At 73.9% G+C, this 16,230-nt stretch carries 16 protein-coding genes; 7 read left to right on the top strand and 9 right to left on the bottom strand.

The features are described from left to right. Positions 1 to 22: 22 nt before the first annotated feature. Entirely contained in the window at positions 23 to 331 is a 309-nt protein-coding gene (locus AB0E98_RS08110) for a hypothetical protein (protein WP_361699807.1), read from the bottom strand. 202 nt (positions 332 to 533) lie between these two features. Here AB0E98_RS08110 and AB0E98_RS08105 point away from each other — a divergent pair, with 202 nt between their 5' ends. The 5 genes from AB0E98_RS08105 to AB0E98_RS08085 are packed head-to-tail and all read left to right on the top strand — an operon-like array spanning position 534 to position 5,147. Then, positions 534 to 2,138: an MFS transporter gene (locus AB0E98_RS08105; protein ID WP_361699805.1), complete on the top strand. Its 1,605-nt coding sequence runs from the start codon at positions 534 to 536 to the stop codon at positions 2,136 to 2,138. Between the two features lie 43 nt (positions 2,139 to 2,181). Beyond that, positions 2,182 to 2,688 carry an AraC family transcriptional regulator gene (locus AB0E98_RS08100; RefSeq protein ID WP_361699804.1) on the top strand — a complete coding sequence of 169 codons (507 nt, stop codon included), beginning with the start codon at positions 2,182 to 2,184 and terminating at the stop codon, positions 2,686 to 2,688. Continuing rightward, entirely contained in the window at positions 2,685 to 3,092 is a 408-nt protein-coding gene (locus AB0E98_RS08095; protein ID WP_361699803.1) for a VOC family protein, read from the top strand. Before AB0E98_RS08100 ends, AB0E98_RS08095 begins: the two co-directional genes overlap by 4 nt. 43 nt (positions 3,093 to 3,135) lie before the next feature. Continuing rightward, entirely contained in the window at positions 3,136 to 4,725 is a 1,590-nt protein-coding gene (locus AB0E98_RS08090; RefSeq protein WP_361699801.1) for an MFS transporter, read from the top strand. Between the two features lie 41 nt (positions 4,726 to 4,766). Further along, a complete protein-coding gene (locus AB0E98_RS08085) occupies positions 4,767 to 5,147 on the top strand; it encodes a VOC family protein (RefSeq protein WP_361699799.1) in 381 nt (126 codons plus the stop codon). An 80-nt stretch (positions 5,148 to 5,227) separates the two neighbouring features. Here the strand turns inward: AB0E98_RS08085 and AB0E98_RS08080 are convergent, their stop codons facing one another. From AB0E98_RS08080 to AB0E98_RS08065, 4 genes are read right to left on the bottom strand one after another with little or no spacing between them, the layout of a single operon-like run. Beyond that, positions 5,228 to 6,499 (bottom strand): AarF/ABC1/UbiB kinase family protein, encoded by a 1,272-nt coding sequence (locus AB0E98_RS08080; RefSeq protein WP_361699797.1) that lies wholly within the window; start codon positions 6,497 to 6,499, stop codon positions 5,228 to 5,230. Positions 6,500 to 6,552: 53 nt separating this feature from the next. Next, the gene (locus tag AB0E98_RS08075; protein ID WP_361699795.1) at positions 6,553 to 7,716 is read right to left on the bottom strand and encodes an FAD-dependent monooxygenase; all 1,164 of its coding nucleotides are present in this window, start codon (positions 7,714 to 7,716) and stop codon (positions 6,553 to 6,555) included. Then, positions 7,713 to 8,189 carry an ester cyclase gene (locus AB0E98_RS08070; protein ID WP_361699793.1) on the bottom strand — a complete coding sequence of 159 codons (477 nt, stop codon included), beginning with the start codon at positions 8,187 to 8,189 and terminating at the stop codon, positions 7,713 to 7,715. Before AB0E98_RS08070 ends, AB0E98_RS08075 begins: the two co-directional genes overlap by 4 nt. Continuing rightward, complete coding sequence (locus AB0E98_RS08065; protein ID WP_361699791.1) at positions 8,186 to 8,632, bottom strand: ester cyclase; 447 nt, start codon at positions 8,630 to 8,632, stop codon at positions 8,186 to 8,188. Before AB0E98_RS08065 ends, AB0E98_RS08070 begins: the two co-directional genes overlap by 4 nt. 148 nt (positions 8,633 to 8,780) lie before the next feature. On the opposite strand from AB0E98_RS08065, the gene AB0E98_RS08060 reads away from it, so the two are divergent. Beyond that, positions 8,781 to 9,761 carry a Rieske 2Fe-2S domain-containing protein gene (locus tag AB0E98_RS08060; RefSeq protein WP_361699789.1) on the top strand — a complete coding sequence of 327 codons (981 nt, stop codon included), beginning with the start codon at positions 8,781 to 8,783 and terminating at the stop codon, positions 9,759 to 9,761. 28 nt (positions 9,762 to 9,789) lie between these two features. Next, positions 9,790 to 10,797: a Rieske (2Fe-2S) protein gene (locus AB0E98_RS08055; RefSeq protein WP_361699787.1), complete on the top strand. Its 1,008-nt coding sequence runs from the start codon at positions 9,790 to 9,792 to the stop codon at positions 10,795 to 10,797. Here the strand turns inward: AB0E98_RS08055 and AB0E98_RS08050 are convergent. The 4 genes from AB0E98_RS08050 to AB0E98_RS08035 form a co-directional block, all read right to left on the bottom strand. Then, on the bottom strand, positions 10,775 to 12,022 hold the full coding sequence (locus AB0E98_RS08050; protein ID WP_361699785.1) for a cytochrome P450: 1,248 nt from the start codon (positions 12,020 to 12,022) through the stop codon (positions 10,775 to 10,777). The two genes, AB0E98_RS08055 and AB0E98_RS08050, sit on opposite strands and share 23 nt — an antisense overlap. Positions 12,023 to 12,032: 10 nt before the next feature. Then, complete coding sequence (locus AB0E98_RS08045; protein ID WP_361699783.1) at positions 12,033 to 13,478, bottom strand: alpha/beta fold hydrolase; 1,446 nt, start codon at positions 13,476 to 13,478, stop codon at positions 12,033 to 12,035. Continuing rightward, positions 13,475 to 14,884 (bottom strand): alpha/beta fold hydrolase, encoded by a 1,410-nt coding sequence (locus tag AB0E98_RS08040; protein ID WP_361699781.1) that lies wholly within the window; start codon positions 14,882 to 14,884, stop codon positions 13,475 to 13,477. The genes AB0E98_RS08045 and AB0E98_RS08040 overlap by 4 nt, the downstream gene beginning before the upstream one ends. Positions 14,885 to 15,069: 185 nt before the next feature. Further along, a complete protein-coding gene (locus AB0E98_RS08035; protein ID WP_361699779.1) occupies positions 15,070 to 16,164 on the bottom strand; it encodes a class I SAM-dependent methyltransferase in 1,095 nt (364 codons plus the stop codon). Positions 16,165 to 16,230: the final 66 nt, after the last annotated feature.

Below are 16,230 nucleotides of genomic sequence, written 5' to 3'. Positions count from 1 at the left end.
CACCTTGTGGCCGGGTGCCGGGTCAGCGCCAGCCCCTGCGCTGCGCGCCCGCCCGGCGCCGCCGGTCGTTGCACAGCAGACAGCGGCCCCAGCCCGGCGGCAGCGGATCCTCCCGGTCCCCGGCCAGCGGGTCGACGGGCCCCTTGGGATGCTCCGCGCACCCCGTGGCGCCCACCCCCGCGCCCAGCGCCCCGGCCGCCGCCAGCGCCCTGCGCAAGGCGTCCAGGAGCTGGTCGGCCTCATGGGGCGAAGGGGCGGCGTCGAGGGAGAAGGCGATGTCCGAGGCGGTGTTCAGCGCGCTCTGGAGTTCGCGCAGGTCTGCGTAACTCATGCTCGTGAGCCTACGCGCCACCACTGACACCGGCCCCCCGCCGCCCGCCGCGACGGCGCGCGGCCTTGCCGCCGCCCCGCGCCGCTGCTAGGAATACCGCTGACATCCCGTTGTGCGAACGCACAGCGCATTCACCCCCGTTGTCACCACGCGTGGCCGTCTGCCGCCGGGTCCGCCAGGCGGCGCAGGGAGGGGAAAACGGATGGGCTCCTTCGCCCGCCCCGCGTTCTTCTGGGCCGGCGCCGCCGCCTGCACCGCGGGCGCCCTGCTCCACCTCCCCATGTATCTCCACGCCCGCCACATGGGCTACCGCATGGCCGGAATGTCCGTCGACGCCCCCATGCTCACCGGCATGCTGCTGATCGTCACCGGCGTGGCCGCCGTCGTCCACGGGCTGCTGCCCCGGCGGTCGGGCGCCCTGCGCCGGCAGGTCGCCTCCGTACGCGTCCGGGCCGTCGACGACGCCCCGCTGCGCCCGGCCCACGTCGCGCTCCTGGCGGTCCTCTCCCTCGCGGTGACCATCGACGTGATGAAACCGATGACGCTGTCGTTCGTCGTGCCCGGCGTCGCCAAGGAGTACGGGCTGGCCTCGCCGCTGAACCCCGGCGGCGACGTCCCCGTCTCCTGGCTGCCGCTGTCCGGCATCGCCGGCACCATGACCGGCTCGTTCCTCTGGGGATGGCTGGGCGACCGCATCGGGCGGCGCGGCTCCATCCTCCTGGCCGGAGTGCTGTTCGCCACCACCGCCGTCTGCGGCGCGATGCCGAGCTTCAGCTGGAACGTCGTCATGTGCTTCCTCATGGGCACGGCGGCGGGCGGGCTGATCCCCATCGCCTTCACCCTGCTCGTCGAGACCGTCCCCCAGCGCCACCGCGGCTGGCTGATGGTGCTGATCGGCGGGAACGTCACCGTCGCCTACATCCTCACCAGCTGGCTGGCCGCCACCCTCACCCCCACCTACAGCTGGCGGATCCTCTGGCTCGTCGGACTGCCGACCGGGCTGCTGCTGATCGCCCTCAACCACTGGATCCCCGAGTCGCCCCGCTACCTCCTGGCCACCGGCCGCACCGAGGAGGCCCGCCGCGTCCTGGCCCGCTACGGCTCGACCGTGCGGGACGCCGTACGGACACCGCCCACGACGGAACCCGCCCGGGAACCGGCCCGCTCCGGCTACCGCGGACTGTTCGCCGCCGCCTTCCGGGGCCCCACCCTCGCCCTGACCGTCCTCGCCGTCGGCGCCGGGCTGATGTCCTACGGCTTCCAGATGTGGCTGCCCACCAACCTCGGCCGCCTCGGCATCACCGAGGTCTCCTCCGACCGCGTCCTGCGCGACAGCGCCCTGATCAGCCTGCCCCTCAACGTCCTGACCGCCCTGCTCTACGGGCTGTGGAGCAGCAGACGCACCGTGATCGCGCTGGCCGCGCTGACCGCCGCGGCCCTCGTCGCCCTCGCGGTGCTCGCGGAGACCACCGCCGGGCACGGACTGACGCTGCGGCTGCTGCTGCTCGTCCCGCTGTGGGGCATCAGCGCGACCGCCGCCGTCCTGGCCGCCTACAGCTCCGAGGCCTACCCCACCCCGCTGCGGGCCCTGGGCACCAGCTGGGCCGCGGGCACCAGCAAGGCCGGCGGCGTGGCGATCCTCGCCCTGTCGGTGGCCGCCGTGGCGGTGCCCCCGCTCGGGGTGACGGCCCTGCTGGGGGCCGTACCGCTGGCCCTCGCGGCGGTCGCCTTCGCCCTCTACGGCCCCGAGACCCGGGGCCGCCGGCTGGACGAGATCGTCACCGAGCAGGTGCCCGCCCGTGCCTGACGGCCGCCCCCACCGGCGTTGGCGGACGGCCGACAATGGGGGCATGCCGGGCCAGGAACCGCTCTCCTCCGCGCTGTTGCCCTATCTGCGACGGGCGAAGGACCTGATCGACCGCTCCTACGCCGACCCGCTCGACCTGGCGACGCTGGCCGCCGAGGCGGGCTGCTCGCGCTTCCACTTCCTCCGCTCCTTCCAGGCGGCCTTCGGCGAGACCCCCGGCCGCTATCTGACGCAACGTCGTATCGAGCGGGCGCGCGACCTGCTGCGCGCCACCAGCCTGACGGTCGCGGAGATCTGTCACCTCGTCGGCTACTCCAGCGTTGGCTCGTTCAGCTCCCGTTTCTCCGAGGTGATGGGCGTCCCGCCCACCCGCTACCGCGAGCGGATCGCCCGCGAGGGCGGCCCCCCGCCCATCCCCGGCTGCTACCTGTTCATGTGCGCCCGGCGGGCCGGCGGAAGCGGAACGCAGCTCCGCAATCCAGGAGATGTCACCGCCGGGAAGCCGTCGATAGCGTCTGATCACAGCTCACCGGCGGAAGGAAATCCATGAGCACGCGTCTGTCGCACGTCACCGTCCCCGTCCTCGACCAGGACTCCGCGAAGGCCTTCTACACGGAAAAGCTGGGCTTCGAGGTCCGCGACGACATGACGCTCGGCGAGCTGCGCTGGCTCACGGTCGGCCCCAAGGACCAGCCCGACGTGGTGCTGGTGCTGCGCAAGGTGGGGCCGCCCGAGTACGACGAGGAGACCGCCGGCCAGCTGCGGGACCTCGTCGCGAAGGGCGTGATCGGGGTGGGGGTGCTGCACGTCGACGACGTCCGCGCCCTCCACCGGAGGCTCAGGGCGGCGGGCGTGACGTTCGTCCAGGAGCCCGTGAAGCGGCCGCACGGCACCGAGGCCGTCTTCCGCGACGATTCCGGCAACTGGTTCAGCCTCACCGACGCCCGCGGCTGAACCGGACACCGGAAGGAGCACCGAGAAGAGAGCAGGCCCAGCCATGGCTCACCAAGCACAACCGGCCCCGGACGGCGGGGCGTTACCGGACCGGCCCGGCGCCGGAAACCCCTGGGTGGTGCTCGTCGCCGTCGCCCTCGGCACCATGATGGAGGCCCTCGACGGCACGGTCGTCGCGGTCGCCAACCCGGTCATCGCCGTCGACCTCGACACCGAGCTCACCACCCTCCAATGGGTCACCAACGGCTATATGCTCGCCGTCGCCTGTGCCCTGATCACCGCCGGCAAGCTGGGCGACCGCTACGGGCACAAGAAGGTCTTCCTCATCGGGATGACGGGCTTCGCCGCCACCTCCGTCCTCGCGGGGCTCTCCCACGGCATCGGCATGCTGATCTTCTGGCGGGTGCTCCAGGGCATCAGCGGCGCGGTCCTCGCGCCCAGCGGACTGGCGGTGCTCAAGACCTCCTTCCCCCAGGACAAACTGAAGATCGCCATCGGCGTCTGGAGCGGCGTCGGCGCCCTCGCGCTGGCCGCCGGCCCCTTCATCGGCGGCGTCACCGTCGACCAGCTGGGCTGGCGCTGGGTGTTCTTCATCAACGTCGTGGTGTGCGCCGCCGCCCTCGCCCTCGGCGGCCCGGCGATCCGCGCGGTGCGGCCCGAGGGTGCCGACCGGGCCTTCGACACCCCCGGCGTCCTGCTGCTCACGGGCACCCTGTTCGCCCTGGTCTGGGGCATCATCCAGGTGCCCGGCCACGGCTGGACCGCCTTCCGCTCGCTCGGTTCGTTCGCCGCCGCGCTCGTCATCGGCGCCGCGTTCGTCCTGCGCGAGCGCCGCGCCCGCGAGGCGCTGCTGCCACCGGCGCTCTTCCGCATGCGGGCCGTCTCCACCGGCACGGCCACCCTGCTGATCGGGGGCTTCGCCACCTTCGGCGCCTCGTTCTACCTCGCCCTGTACCTCCAGCAGGTGCACGGCTTCTCCCCGATGCGGGCCGGGCTCGGGCTGCTGCCCTTCACCGTGCTCTTCGGGGTCGGCGCCCCTCTCGGCGCGGCCCTGGGCCAGCGGTTCGGGCCCAGGGTGCCGCTCGCCGCGGGCATGGTCCTCATCAGCGCCGCCCTGCTGGGCCTGTCCCGGATGACCGAGGACTCCTCGTACCAGGCCATGTGGCCGTTCCTCGCCCCGCTCGGCGTGGGCATGGGCATGATCGCGCCCACGGCCATCGAGATGATCGTCGGCAGCGCCCACGACGAGTTCGCCGGAGTCGCCTCCGGCCTCCAGCAGACCGCCCTGATGCTGGGCGGCGTCCTGGGCACGGCCGTCCTCGGCTCGCTGATCTCGTCCCGGGTCTCCGGGGCGCTGCCCGGACACCTCGCCGACGAGGGCGTCGGCGGCGCCCTGGCCCAGGCGCTGCGCCGGATGACGGAGGTCGTCGCGCAGGGCGTGGTGCCCGTGCCCGACGGCACCGCGCGCCCCGCCGCCGAGGCGGCCGTCCGCGCCGGGCACGCCGCCTTCATGGACGGCTTCCACACGGCGATGCTCGGCGGCGCGGTCGTCGTCCTCGTCGGCGCGGCCGTCGCCCTGCTGGCCCCCCGGCCGGCGACCGCGCCCGCCGGGGACGTCGCGCCCACGCACTGAGCGCCTCTCCGCGTACTTCAACCGACGATTAGGAGAACCCCGTGATCTCGCACATCGGTACCGTCGACGTCTTCGTCAACGACCAGGACAAGGCCGTCGACTTCTTCGTCAACACCCTCGGCTTCGAGCTCCGCGAGGACCTCAGGTTCGGCCCCATGCGGTGGATCGAGGTGGCCCCCGAGGGCTCCCAGACCCGCATCGTGCTGTGCACCAAGGACTTCCCCGTCTACCGCGAGGGCAACATCGGCCGCTTCACGGACATCCAGTTCGTGACCGAGGACATCAAGGCCACCCACGACGAGTTCGTCCGGCGCGGGGTGCGGTTCACCCACGACCCCCAGCAGATGCCGTTCGGCGGCTCGACCGCGACCTTCGCGGACCCCGACGGCAACGAGTTCAACCTGGTGCAGCCGGCCGGCTGAGCGGGCCGCCGGGCCGCCGGGCCCCATGAACGTGCTGCCGCCGCCTTCCCCCGGGGCCGGCGGCAGCACCATGTGCACGGCTACGAGGCGGCGGCGACACCCACCCGCGTGAAGTCCGCCCCCGGCCACAGGCCCCGGACCGTGCTCTCCAGGATCATCAGCGCCATGATGGGGAAGGCGAGGTCGGAGGCCGCGTAGAGCCGGTGGGCGCTCTGGACCTCGAAGACGCCGTTGCCGAAGGACGCCATGTCGAAGGCCCTGTCGGGGCCCGCGCACCGTTCGACCAGCCCGGCGATGTCCGCGACGAACGGCTCCGCGTTGTCCGTCCGGCCGTCCGCGTTCGCGTTCGCCATGCTCGCCAGCATGATCTCCCCGCACCGCCGCCCGTCGCCCGTCGCGAGCCCCGCGAAGAACCCGGCGATCAGCTCCCGCACCCGGTCGGGCAGCCGGACGCTGTAGCCCGCGTCCAGGATCACGGCCGCGCGGCCCTCCGGCAGCAGATACACATTGCCCGGGTGCGGATCGCAGTGCACGAACCCGTCCACGAACATCATCTTGTGCGCGGCCGCCAGCACGGCAGAGGCGAGCCGCGCCCGCACCGGATCCGGCAGGGTCCCGGGCGTCCGGGTGTCCAGCCCTGGGATGTAGTCGAAGACGAGGCACGTCGGCCGGGACCACTCGGGGCGCAGCCGGGGCACTTCGACGGCGGGGACGTCCGCGAGGTTCGCGCGGAGTGTGGTGATGTTGGCGGCCTCCTGCCGGAAGTCCAGCTGGCCGAGGACGGCTTGGCTGACGTAGCCGACGAGGTCGGCCATCGGCATTCCGCGGAGTGCCGGAAGCCGTTCGGCGCGGCGGGTGAGCGCGCGGATCAGCGCCAGGTCGGCCCGCATCGTCCTGTCGATGCCGGGGCGCTTCAGTTTCAGCGCCACGACCTGGCCGTCCGGCAGCACGCCCCGGTACACGCAGGCGATGCTGCCGCCCGCCACCGGCTCGGGGTCGAGCCGCGCCAGGAACGGCGGGACCGCCCGCCCGTACGCCGCGCGCAACGCCCGCGTGGCGGAGGGGTGGGGGAGGGGGCGTACGGAGTCGTGGAGGCGGGACAGCTCGTCGCACAGGGCGGCGGGGAGCATGTCGCGGCGCGCGCCCGCGATCTGGGCGAATTTTATGAAGGTGGGGCCCAGGGATTGGATGCGGTGGGTCAGGCGGCGGTAGAGGTAGTGGTGGGCGGCTTGGCGACCGCGCAGTGCTCGCACAGCGAGCAGGGCCGGGAGGGTCACCGTCACCTCCACGAGGCCCGTGAGGGCCAAGGCACCTACGCGCAGGGCGAGGAGGTGAGGGGGGACTCGGTCCATGAGGGCTCCTTCGGTTGGTGGCCCCTGTCAAACTCCACCGGCCGGCACTGCGGCTAGCCGAACGTGAACGACGAACGCAGCGCGCCCACCAGGACAGACCGGGGCGTCGCCCTGATCACCCCGTCGCGCACAGCGCACAACGCCGGCGCGCGCCACTGCCCGAGGCGGCCCGCCCAGTGCGACTGGACGGTCACCGCGTGGGCCCGGCGCCGCCGCCGTGCCGCGTACGCGCGCAGCGCGGCCGGGACGTCGTCGGCCCCGGCCCCGGCGAGCGCGCGGGCCAGGACGACCGCGTCCTCCAGCGCCTGGCAGGTGCCCTGCCCCATGGCCGGCGCGGCGGGGTGCGCGGCGTCCCCCACCAGGGCCACCGCCCCCCGGCCCCAGCGCCGCAGGGGCGCGCGGTCGTGGATGGCGGTGACGGTGACGGCCGCCGGGTCGGTGGCCCGCAGCACGTGGGGGAGCGGGTCGTGCCACGCGGCGAAGTGCCGCTGGAGGAACGGCAGGCACGACGGGCCCGCCCTGGCCCCGCCCTCGGGCACGGCGAAGGCCGCGAACCAGTACATCCGTCCCTCCGGCAGCGGGAACAGCCCGAACTGCCGTCCCGCGCCCAGCGCCAGCAGCGCCGGATGGCCGGGGCAGGAGTACGTGGCGACGCCCCGGGCCACCGCGTAGCCGAGGTAGCGCAGATCGCCGCCACCCGTGTCCCCGGGGGCGCCGAAGAGGGCCGCGCGCACCCGGGAGCGGATGCCATCGGCGCCGATCAGCAGATCGCCCTCCACCTCGGTGCCGTCCGCGAGCCGGGCGGCCACCACCGCGCCCTCCTGCCGTACGCCGACGCAGCGCGCCCCGAAGCGGATCGCGTCCGGGGGCTGGAGGTCGTACAGGGCCCGGAGCAGCGCGGCGCGCGGCAGTGCCCGTCCGTTGCCCCCGCACCGGGCGTCCAGCACCCCGGGCGGCAGGAACAGCAGCGTGCCGCCGCGCGCCGTGCGCATCGCCAGGCCCGCCGAGGGCGCGCTGTCGGCCCGTACGGGTCCGTCGGCGCCGAGCTCGGCCAGTGCGGAGAAGGCGTTGGGCCACAGGGTCAGGGCCGTGCCGGCGTCGGCGTTGTCCGGGGCGCGTTCCAGCAGCAGGACCTCCAGCCCGGTACGGCGCAGCAGGGCGGCGGTGGCCAGGCCCGCCGGCCCCGCCCCGACCACCAGGGCGCGTCGTGCTCTCACGCGGGCCACATGGAGGCCCAGCCGCCCTCCCGGCCGGGCCCCGGGGCCAGCAGGTCGGGGATCTTCGCCACGTCGAACACGCCCCAGTGCTCGGCGATCCGGCCGTCCCGGAAGCGGAAGGTGTTGGAGCCGCCGATGGCGAAGGCCCGGCCCGTGGGCGGCAGCCCCATGAACGCGCCCGTGTGCTCGAAGTGCAGCAGGATCGCCTGCGCGAGGATGTCGCCCTCGCACACCGAGGTGAGCACCTCCACCCGGCGTGTCGTCAGGGCCTCGGCCGCCTGGCCGAAGCGGTGCGCCACGCCTTCTCGTCCCGGGGGATCCCAAGGCGGGGCGAAATGGTCGACGAAATCGGGGGTGAGGACCTCCGAAATAGCGGAGAAATCGTGTGTGAACAGAACCGCGCCCCGGAATTTGCGGACGGTTTCCTCGTAGGCGGATTTCCTGCCGCTGTCGGCCGCAGTAATCCGTGTCACGCCGTGGCCCGCAGCAATTCGGGGGGCAGCAGTCCGAGCTGTTCCAGGAGATACAGGCCGTCGGCCACGCCCCAGTGCTCGACCACGGCGCCGTCGACGACGCGCAGCTGGCCCAGCAGGGGGACGCGCACGGCGCGCCCGGTGGCCGGCACGCCCAGGTACTCGCCCTTGTGCGTGGCCTCGACCGTCAGCCGGGTGGCCACGAGGTCCCCCTCCGCGACCATGGCGTGGACGGTGAGCCGCAGGTCGGGGAAGGCGTTCATGAAGCGGCCCATCTCGGCGGCGACGCCGGTGCCGGGCAGCGGCTCGCCGTCGCGGCCGTAATGGACCATGTCCGGGGACCAGAACCGCGTCATCCCCGCCAGGTCGCCCCTGTTCCAGGTGTCGATCAACTCCCGTACCAGCGCCTTGTTCGCCTGCTCGGTGGACTCGGTGGACCCCATGCCGGCTCCTTCCGGTTCGCAGAAAGGCTAGTGGGATTCCCGTGGGGTCACTTCTCCCAGATTGCGGTGCGGATCGCCAGGCCCTTCGGGGTTGACGGCCCGGAGGGCCGTGGAAACAATTCCGCAGGGACATCGGAGGGTTGTCGTCATGACCGTTCTCGATCGATTCTCGAGCCCACCCGCCGAGGGCGCGGACGGGCTGTACAGCCAGACCTGGTTTCCGCTGTGCCTGTCCGAGGATGTACCCGCCGGCGCGGTCCTGGGCGTGGAGTTCCTCGGCGGCAAGGCCGTGGTCTTCCGGGGCCGCGAGGGCGGCCCCGCCCGGGTGCTGAGCGGCTACTGCGTCCACGTCGGCGCGGATCTGTCGGTGGGCGAGGTGGTGGGGGAGCGGCTGCGGTGCCGTTTCCACGGCTGGCAGTACGACGGCGGCGGGGTGTGCGCCGCCACCGGCATCGGTGACCCGGTGCCGCCCCGGGCCCGGCTGTTCCGCTTCCCCGCGGTCGAACGGCACGGCGTCGTCTGGGCGTTCAACGGCGAGGAGCCGCTCTTCGGCGTGCCCGGCCTGCCCTACCGGGAGGACGAGCTGACCGTCCGCCGTTCCGTCCTGCCCGAGCTGCCCGTCGAACCCTGGCTGGTCCAGGCCCACACCATGGACCTCCAGCACCTGTGCCTGCCCCACGAGTTCGTCCTCGACGACGACCCCAACGACTCGGTGCGGATCGGCGCCCACTCGGTCGGCTTCGACCTGCGGGCCCGGATGCGCGACGGCGAGCGCTTCGACGTCCGCGTCGACATCCACGGCACCAATATCTTCTGGCAGACCGGCACCCTCGACGGCCGCTGGTTCTTCTGGCTCGCCCCGCTGAACATCCCCGGCCCCGGCCGCTCCCGGGCCGTCTTCGTCTACGGCGCCCGCCCGGAGGACGGCGAGGACCCCAAGGAGACCGAGGCCTTCCTCGACCGGGCCCGCACGGCCATGATGAACCTCTTCGACGACGACACGCCCGTCCTCGGCACCATCCGCTTCCGCCCCGGCCACCTCACCCACGGCGACCGCACCCTCGCCCGCTACCTCGACTACGTCCGGGCCTACCCTCGGGCCAACCCCGCCCGGGATCACCTCACATGAGCCTCACATGAGCGCGAAGGGGGCCGCCGTGACCACCACGCGCCCGCTCGGCCGTCCCGTTCCCGGCGAGGGCCTGGACGGGACGTACAGCCAGAGCTGGTTCCCGCTGTGCCTGTCCACCGAACTGCCCCCGGGGCGGGTGCTGGGCGCGGACTTCCTCGGCGGCCGGGTGGCGGTCTTCCGGGGCGAGGCCGGCAGGCCCGCCCGGGTCGTCAGCGGCTACTGCGCCCACCTGGGCGCCGACCTGTCCGTGGGAGACGTGGAAGGGGAACGACTGCGATGCCGGTACCACGGCTGGCGGTACGACGGCGGCGGCGCCTGCACGGCGACCGGTACGGGCGAGCCGGTGCCGCCGCGTGCGCGGCTCTTCTCTTTTCCCTCGCGGGAATCACATGGCATCGTCTGGGCCTTCAACGGGCGGCGGCCCTTGTTCGAGGTGCCCGGCCTCCCCGTCCCCCCGGATGAGCTGCTCCTGCGGCACACCGTCCTCGACGAGGCCCCCGTCGACCCCTGGCTGGTGGCGGCCCAGACCATGGACGTCCAGCACTTCCTCCTCCAGCACGAGTTCGCCCTGGACGACGGCGCCGACCCCAACGACGCCGTCACCGCCACCGCCCACTCCATGGGCTATCCGCTGCGCCTGACCACCCCCGACAAGCACCGGCTCGACCTGCGCGTCGAGATCCACGGCACCAACGTCTTCCGGCAGACCGGCACCCTCGACGGCCGCTGGTTCTGCTGGCTCACGGCGCTGCGCTCCATACGTCCCGGGGTCTCCCGCCCGTATTTCGTCCTCGGCGCGCGGCGGGCGGAGGGCGGCGCGGACGAGGCGGCGGACGCGGCGTTCCTGGACCGGGCCATGGGCGTGATGATGGGGATGCTCGCCGACGACGCCCCCGTGCTCCTCACCCTCCACTTCCGCCCCGGCCTGCTCACCCGCAGCGATCGCGCCCTGGCCCGCTTCCTGGAGTACGTCCGCCGCCACCCCCGGGCCCACCCCGCCCGCGAGGACATCAGCCGAGAGGCTCCGGCGTGAACCGCACCGGGAGCGACTCCAGGCCGCGCAGCACGCCCGTGGGCCGCCAGCGCAGCGGGCCCGCCGTCTCGTCCAGCGCGATGCCGGGCAGCCGCCGCAGCAGCGTCCCCACCGCTATCCGCCCCTCCATCCGGGAGACGGGGGCGCCCACGCAGAAGTGGATGCCGTGCCCGAAGCCCAGGTGGGAGCGGTCGCCGCGGGTGATGTCCAGCCGGTCGGGGTCCGGGTAGCGGGCCGGGTCGCGGTGGGCGGAGGCCACGCCCACGGTGACGATCGCGCCCCTGGGCACACGTGTGCCGCCGATCTCCAGGTCCTCCGTGGCGACCCGCAGCATGGCCCGCTCCACCGGCCCGTCGTAGCGCAGGAACTCCTCGACGGCCGCCGGCAGCAGCTCCGGCCGGGAGCGCAGCAGCTCCAGCTGGTCCCGGTGGCGCAGCAGCGCCAGCATGCCGTTGCCGATCAGGTTCACCGTCGTCTCGTGCCCGGCCACCAGCAGCAACCCGGCCGTGGAGACCAGCTCCTGCTCGGTCAGCCGGCCCTCCTCGGTGGAGGCCACGACGAGCGCGCTCAGCAGGTCCGGCTGGGCCTCGGTGTCGTCCCCGGCCGAGCGCAGCGCGCGGCGGCGCTCGCCGACCAGCGCGGTGAAGTACTCGCGCAGCAGCCGGTTCGCCTCGTGCGGCGGCATCGCCGCGCCCTCGGTGTAGTTGGGGGTGAGCGCGGCCGTGCTCCACTGCCGGAACGGCGCCCGGTCGGCCTCCGGCACGCCGAGGAGTTCGCAGATCACGGTGATGGGCAGCGGGAACGCCAGCGCCGTGATCAGGTCGGCGGTGCCGTGCGGGGCGAAGGCGTCGATCAGATGGTCGGTGATCTCCTGGACGCGCGGCAGCATGGCGTCCACCCGGCGCGGGGTGAACGCCTTGGCGACCAGCCTGCGCATCCGCGTGTGGTCGGGCGGGTCGCTGTTGAGCATGTGCGGCTCCGAGCCCTCCCCGCCCTCGGGGTAGAGCCCGGAACGGCGCAGCGCCTCCCACGCGTGCTCGGGGTCGCGGGAGAGCCGGGGGTCGGCGAGGGCGGCGCGGGCGTCCTCGTAGCGGGTGACCAGATGGTGCTCGATGCCGTTGGGGTCGCGGATCGGCTGGACGGGGGCCTCGGCGCGCAGCCGCGCGTAGACGGGGTAGGGGTCGACGCGGGACTCCGGCGCGTACACCTCGTGGGGCTCGGACACGGTCCCTCCGTCAGACTCGGGGCCGGGGGTTGGGGCAGACGACGTCGGTCTTCGGCAGGGTGCCGTCGACCAGGTAGGCGGTGGCCGTCCCGTCGGCGCCGGGGTTGCCGTAGAAGGGGAAGACCCGGTGGTGGGCGGTGTCGGCGACGGTGACCAGCCGGGAGTTGTGCCGCAGCACCTCGCGCATCCGCACGGCGGCCGCGTGCGGCGTGGACATGTCCTCGGCGGACTGGACGAGCAGGATGCTCCGGGCGCGGTTGCCCGCCCCCAGCCGGGTCAGCGGCTCGCCGGGCGGCACCGGCCAGAACGCCGTCGCCTTGATCCCCGACAGGGCCGCCCCCGTGAACGGGTACTCCCGCGCCGCGCGGGCCATGTCCCGCTCGTACGGGCCCAGCCGGCGCGGCCAGGCCCAGTCGCCCGCGAGGATGGCCAGCTGGGCCACCGTGCCGCTCTCCTCCTTCGGCTGCCCGAACATCGTCGCCAGGAACGACAGGGTCGCGGGGGCGAGCGGGGCGCCGTGCACGGCGGAGCGCAGGATGTCGCCCAGGTGCTCGTAGTTGAGGTCGCTGTTGAGCATCCCCACGACGATCAGCCGGGCGAGGGTGCGGTCCAGCGGGAAGCCGTTCACCGTCACCGTCTCGTCCGCGTCGACCCGGGCCAGCAGCCGGTCGTAGGAGGCCCGGACCTCCGGGGGCGTGGCGCCCAGCGACAGCTCGTCATGGTGCCGGGCGGCCCAGCGGGTCCAGCGGCCCAGCGCCCGTTCGCCGTTGGGCGGGAAGTCGGTGAACAGCCCGCGCCACACCCAGTCCGGGCTGCACAGACTGTCCAGGACCACCCGGTCGGCGTACTCGCCGAACATCTGCGTCCACACCGCGCCCAGATAGGTGCCGTACGAGTAGCCCAGGTAGGACAGCCGCTCCTCGCCCAGCGCGCCCCGGATGACCTCCATGTCGCGGGCGATGTTCCGCGAGTTCGCGAACGGCAGCACGTCCAGGGCGTGTTCGGCGACCTTCGCCGCGACCTCCGCCTGGAAGCGGACCTCGTGGGCGAAGTCTCGGGGCTGGTGGAAGACCCAGAAGCGCTCCTCCGGCTCCAGCCCGCACACCACCGGGCTGCTGCGGCCCATGAACCGGTGGTCGAACGCCACCACGTCGTAGCGCGCCAGCACCTCCTTGGGCAGCGCCCGCGCCAGCTGCGCGCCGAGCAGCGTGCCCCGGTTGCCCAGGTCGTCGCCGGGCCCGATCAGCAGGACGCCGCGCCGCCGCTCGGGCGCCGCCGCCGGGGCCCGCACCAGGCCCAGGGTCAGGGTGCGGCCGGTGGGGTCGGCGTAGTCCAGCGGTACGGTCAGCTCGGCGCACTCCAGGCCGGCGAGGGCCTCCTCATCGGCCGGATACCAGGACGGGGACTGTTTCTGGAAGTCCCGGATCGCGTCGGTACGCAGGTCGGGGTCGTTCATGAGGTGTCCCTCCCGTGACCGGCGGTGAAGGTGAGGTCCGTGTCGGGCAGCTTGCCGGTGAGCAGATACTCGGCGACCGTCCCGTCGACGCCGGGGTGGCCGTGGAAGGGGAACACCCGGTGGGCGCCGGTGCCGGCCGCGGTGATCAGCCGGGAGTCGTGCGCCAGCAGCTCCCTCATGCGCGCGGCCCCGCGCGCGGGGGTGAACATGGCGTGCTCGGAACGTACGAGCAGCAGGCTCTCGGCGTGGTTGTCCCGCCCGAAGACGGTGACGGGCTCGCGGCGCCCGTCGAGCTCCCGGGGCCAGAAGGCACCGGCCTTGGGCGCGGCCATCGCCGGCCCGATGAAGGGGTGCCGTGCGGCTGCCGCCGCCATGTCACGGCGGTAGCGGGCGGGGTCGCGCGGCCATGCCGCGTCGCCGCCGAGCACCGCGAGCTGGGCGACGGCCCCGCTCTCCTCCTTGCCGCGCCCGAACATCGCGCCCAGTGCCCGGCGCGACCGCTCCGAGGCCTGCCCGCCGTGGACGGCGGCGCGCAGTACGTCGCCGAGGAAGCCCCAGGACAGGTCGTCGCTCAGCAGCACCATCGTGAGCAGCCGCAGCATCGTGCCGTCGGCGGGCAGGCCGGCCACCTCGATGTGGCCTTCCCGGTCCGCGCGTGCGGTGAGCCGCGTGACCGCTTCGCGTACGGCCGCGGCGGTCGTGCCCAGCGCGAGCTCCTCGTGGCGTCGTGCGGCCCACGCCGCCCACCGGCCGAGCGCGGCCTCGCAGCTCGCGGCGTAGTCCAGGAACATCCGCCGCCACACGGAGTCCGGGTCGATCACGCTGTCGAGGACGACCCGGTCGGCGTGCCCGCCGTACAGCTGGGTCCACACCGCGCCGAGGTAACTCCCGTAGGAGTAGCCGAGGAAGGAGATCCGCTCCTCGCCGAGGGCGCGGCGGATCGCGTCGATGTCATGGGCGATGGCCCGTGAGGTGAGATGGGGGAGGAGATCACCGGCCTCGCGGAAGCAGCGTTCGACGATGTCGCGTTGGTAGCGGGCCTCGGTGTCGGCGTCCTCGGGGGTGTGGAAGATCCACAGCCATTGGCCGGGAGCGAGTCCGCAGGAGAGGGGGGCGCTGCGGCCGCTGAAGCGGTGGTCGAAGCCGACGATGTCGTACTGGTCGAGTACGGCCGCGGGTAGTCCGGCGACCAGCGGGGGGACGAGCAGGGTGCCCCGGTTGCCGGGGTCGTCGGGGGCGACGAGGAGGGTGCCGAGGCGGCGGGTGGGGGTGCGGGCGGGGTGGCGGGCCAGCGCGAGGTCCACGGCCCGGCCCTCTGTGTCGGCGTGGTCCAGCGGGACGGCGACGGTCGTGGACTCGAGGCCGGCCAGGGCGTCTTCATCGGCGGGGCGCCAGGTGGGGTGCACGGGTTCCCCTTTCGGTTGGGTTTGCCCCGGTCCCGCCCTTTCTCCCCCAGCTACCGCTGGGAGGTGCCCCCAGCCTGGGGCTCCGCCCCAGACCCCGCGCCTCAAACGCCGACGGGGCTGAATTCAGGGGGTTCGAGGGGGCGGAGCCCCTTCGGAAACGGTGAAAGGGCGGGACCGGGGCACTCTCAAGGCCTGATCGCGTAGAGCGCGTTGAGCGGCGTAGGAGGCGGCAGCTGCCGCACCGACCGCAGCCCTGCGCCGGCGCACAGCGCGCGCAACTCCCCCGCCGGCAGTCCCAGCATCCCCGGCGCCCTCCCCTTCGCGGCCAGCGACACCGGCACGCTGTAGAGCACGCTCGCCCCGTACAGCAGCGCCGCCGCCGCGCCCTGGTTGTCGGCGGCGCGCTCCGCGCCCGCGCTCTCCAGGAGGAGCAGCACCCCGTCGTCGGCGAGGGCGGCCCGGACCGCGCGGAGTGCCGCCGCCGGGTCAGGGGCGTCGTGGAGCACGTCGAGGGCGAGGACGAGCGCGTGGTCGCCCGTACCGGGAAGCAGGTCGGCGGCGTCGCCGTGGACGAACTCCACGCGGTCGGCCACCCCGGCGTCCGCGGCCTCCCGGCGCGCCCGGTCGACGTGGAGCCGCAGCCGGTCGTAGCCCGTGCAGCGGGCGCGGGGGAAGGCCCCGGCGATCAGTACGAGGGCGTGGCCGCCGCCGCTGCCCAGGTGGGCCACGCGGCCGCCGTCCGCCAGGCGTCCGGCCAGGCCGTCGACCGCCGGGATCCACTGGGGGAGCAGCAGGGTGCCCAGCCAGCTGGCGCTCATCCGCCACATCGTGCGGTAGAGGGCTTCGGGGTACGCCTCCTGCGGGACGCCGCCGCCCGAGCGGAACGTCTCGGCGACGGGCTCCAGCATCCCGGCGAGCGCGGGCACGAGCCCGGCCGCGCCGCCCAGGAAGAACGGGGAGTCGTCGCGTGCCAGTACGGCGGCGTGCTCCGGGGACAGGGAGAAGACGGGGTCCTCGTCGGTGGGGTCCTCGCCGGTGTGCCGGACGACGTCCAGATAGCCAGCGCTCGACAGGCCGAGGAGCCATTCGCGGACGGGACGCTCGTCCAGGCCGGCACGGGCGGCGAGCTCCGCGCTCCCCGCCGGGCCGCCGTCGGCGAGCGCGCGGAAGAGGCCCAGACGGTCGCCCAGGGCGCACAGGACGCTGGTCATCCCGCCGCTGACGTCGTCCAGGAAGCGGCCGGCGAACGCTTGCACGGCAGTGCTGTCGCATCCGTCCATGGCGCCCGACTGTAGTGAACGGCCCGGAAGGTCGCCTTCTCCCAGGTTGCTCACGCCGGTGGCGGA

It is taken from the genome of Streptomyces sp. NPDC037389 (assembly GCF_040636475.1).
Taxonomy (GTDB): Bacteria; Actinomycetota; Actinomycetes; order Streptomycetales; family Streptomycetaceae; genus Streptomyces; species Streptomyces hesseae.
Note: the sequence above shows the minus strand (reverse complement) of the source record. Positions and strands in the feature narration are given on the sequence as shown.

Bases quoted from the DNA above. Each gene is read 5' to 3' on its own strand.
- AB0E98_RS08105 (WP_361699805.1), top strand. From the start codon at position 534: ATGGGCTCCTTCGCCCGCCCCGCGTTCTTCTGGGCCGGCGCCGCCGCC.
- AB0E98_RS08045 (WP_361699783.1), bottom strand. From the start codon at position 13,478: ATGAACGACCCCGACCTGCGTACCGACGCGATCCGGGACTTCCAGAAA.
- AB0E98_RS08090 (WP_361699801.1), top strand. From the start codon at position 3,136: ATGGCTCACCAAGCACAACCGGCCCCGGACGGCGGGGCGTTACCGGAC.
- AB0E98_RS08095 (WP_361699803.1), top strand. From the start codon at position 2,685: ATGAGCACGCGTCTGTCGCACGTCACCGTCCCCGTCCTCGACCAGGAC.
- AB0E98_RS08080 (WP_361699797.1), bottom strand. From the start codon at position 6,499: ATGGACCGAGTCCCCCCTCACCTCCTCGCCCTGCGCGTAGGTGCCTTG.
- AB0E98_RS08035 (WP_361699779.1), bottom strand. From the start codon at position 16,164: ATGGACGGATGCGACAGCACTGCCGTGCAAGCGTTCGCCGGCCGCTTC.
- AB0E98_RS08060 (WP_361699789.1), top strand. From the start codon at position 8,781: ATGACCGTTCTCGATCGATTCTCGAGCCCACCCGCCGAGGGCGCGGAC.
- AB0E98_RS08065 (WP_361699791.1), bottom strand. From the start codon at position 8,632: ATGGGGTCCACCGAGTCCACCGAGCAGGCGAACAAGGCGCTGGTACGG.
- AB0E98_RS08100 (WP_361699804.1), top strand. From the start codon at position 2,182: ATGCCGGGCCAGGAACCGCTCTCCTCCGCGCTGTTGCCCTATCTGCGA.
- AB0E98_RS08110 (WP_361699807.1), bottom strand. From the start codon at position 331: ATGAGTTACGCAGACCTGCGCGAACTCCAGAGCGCGCTGAACACCGCC.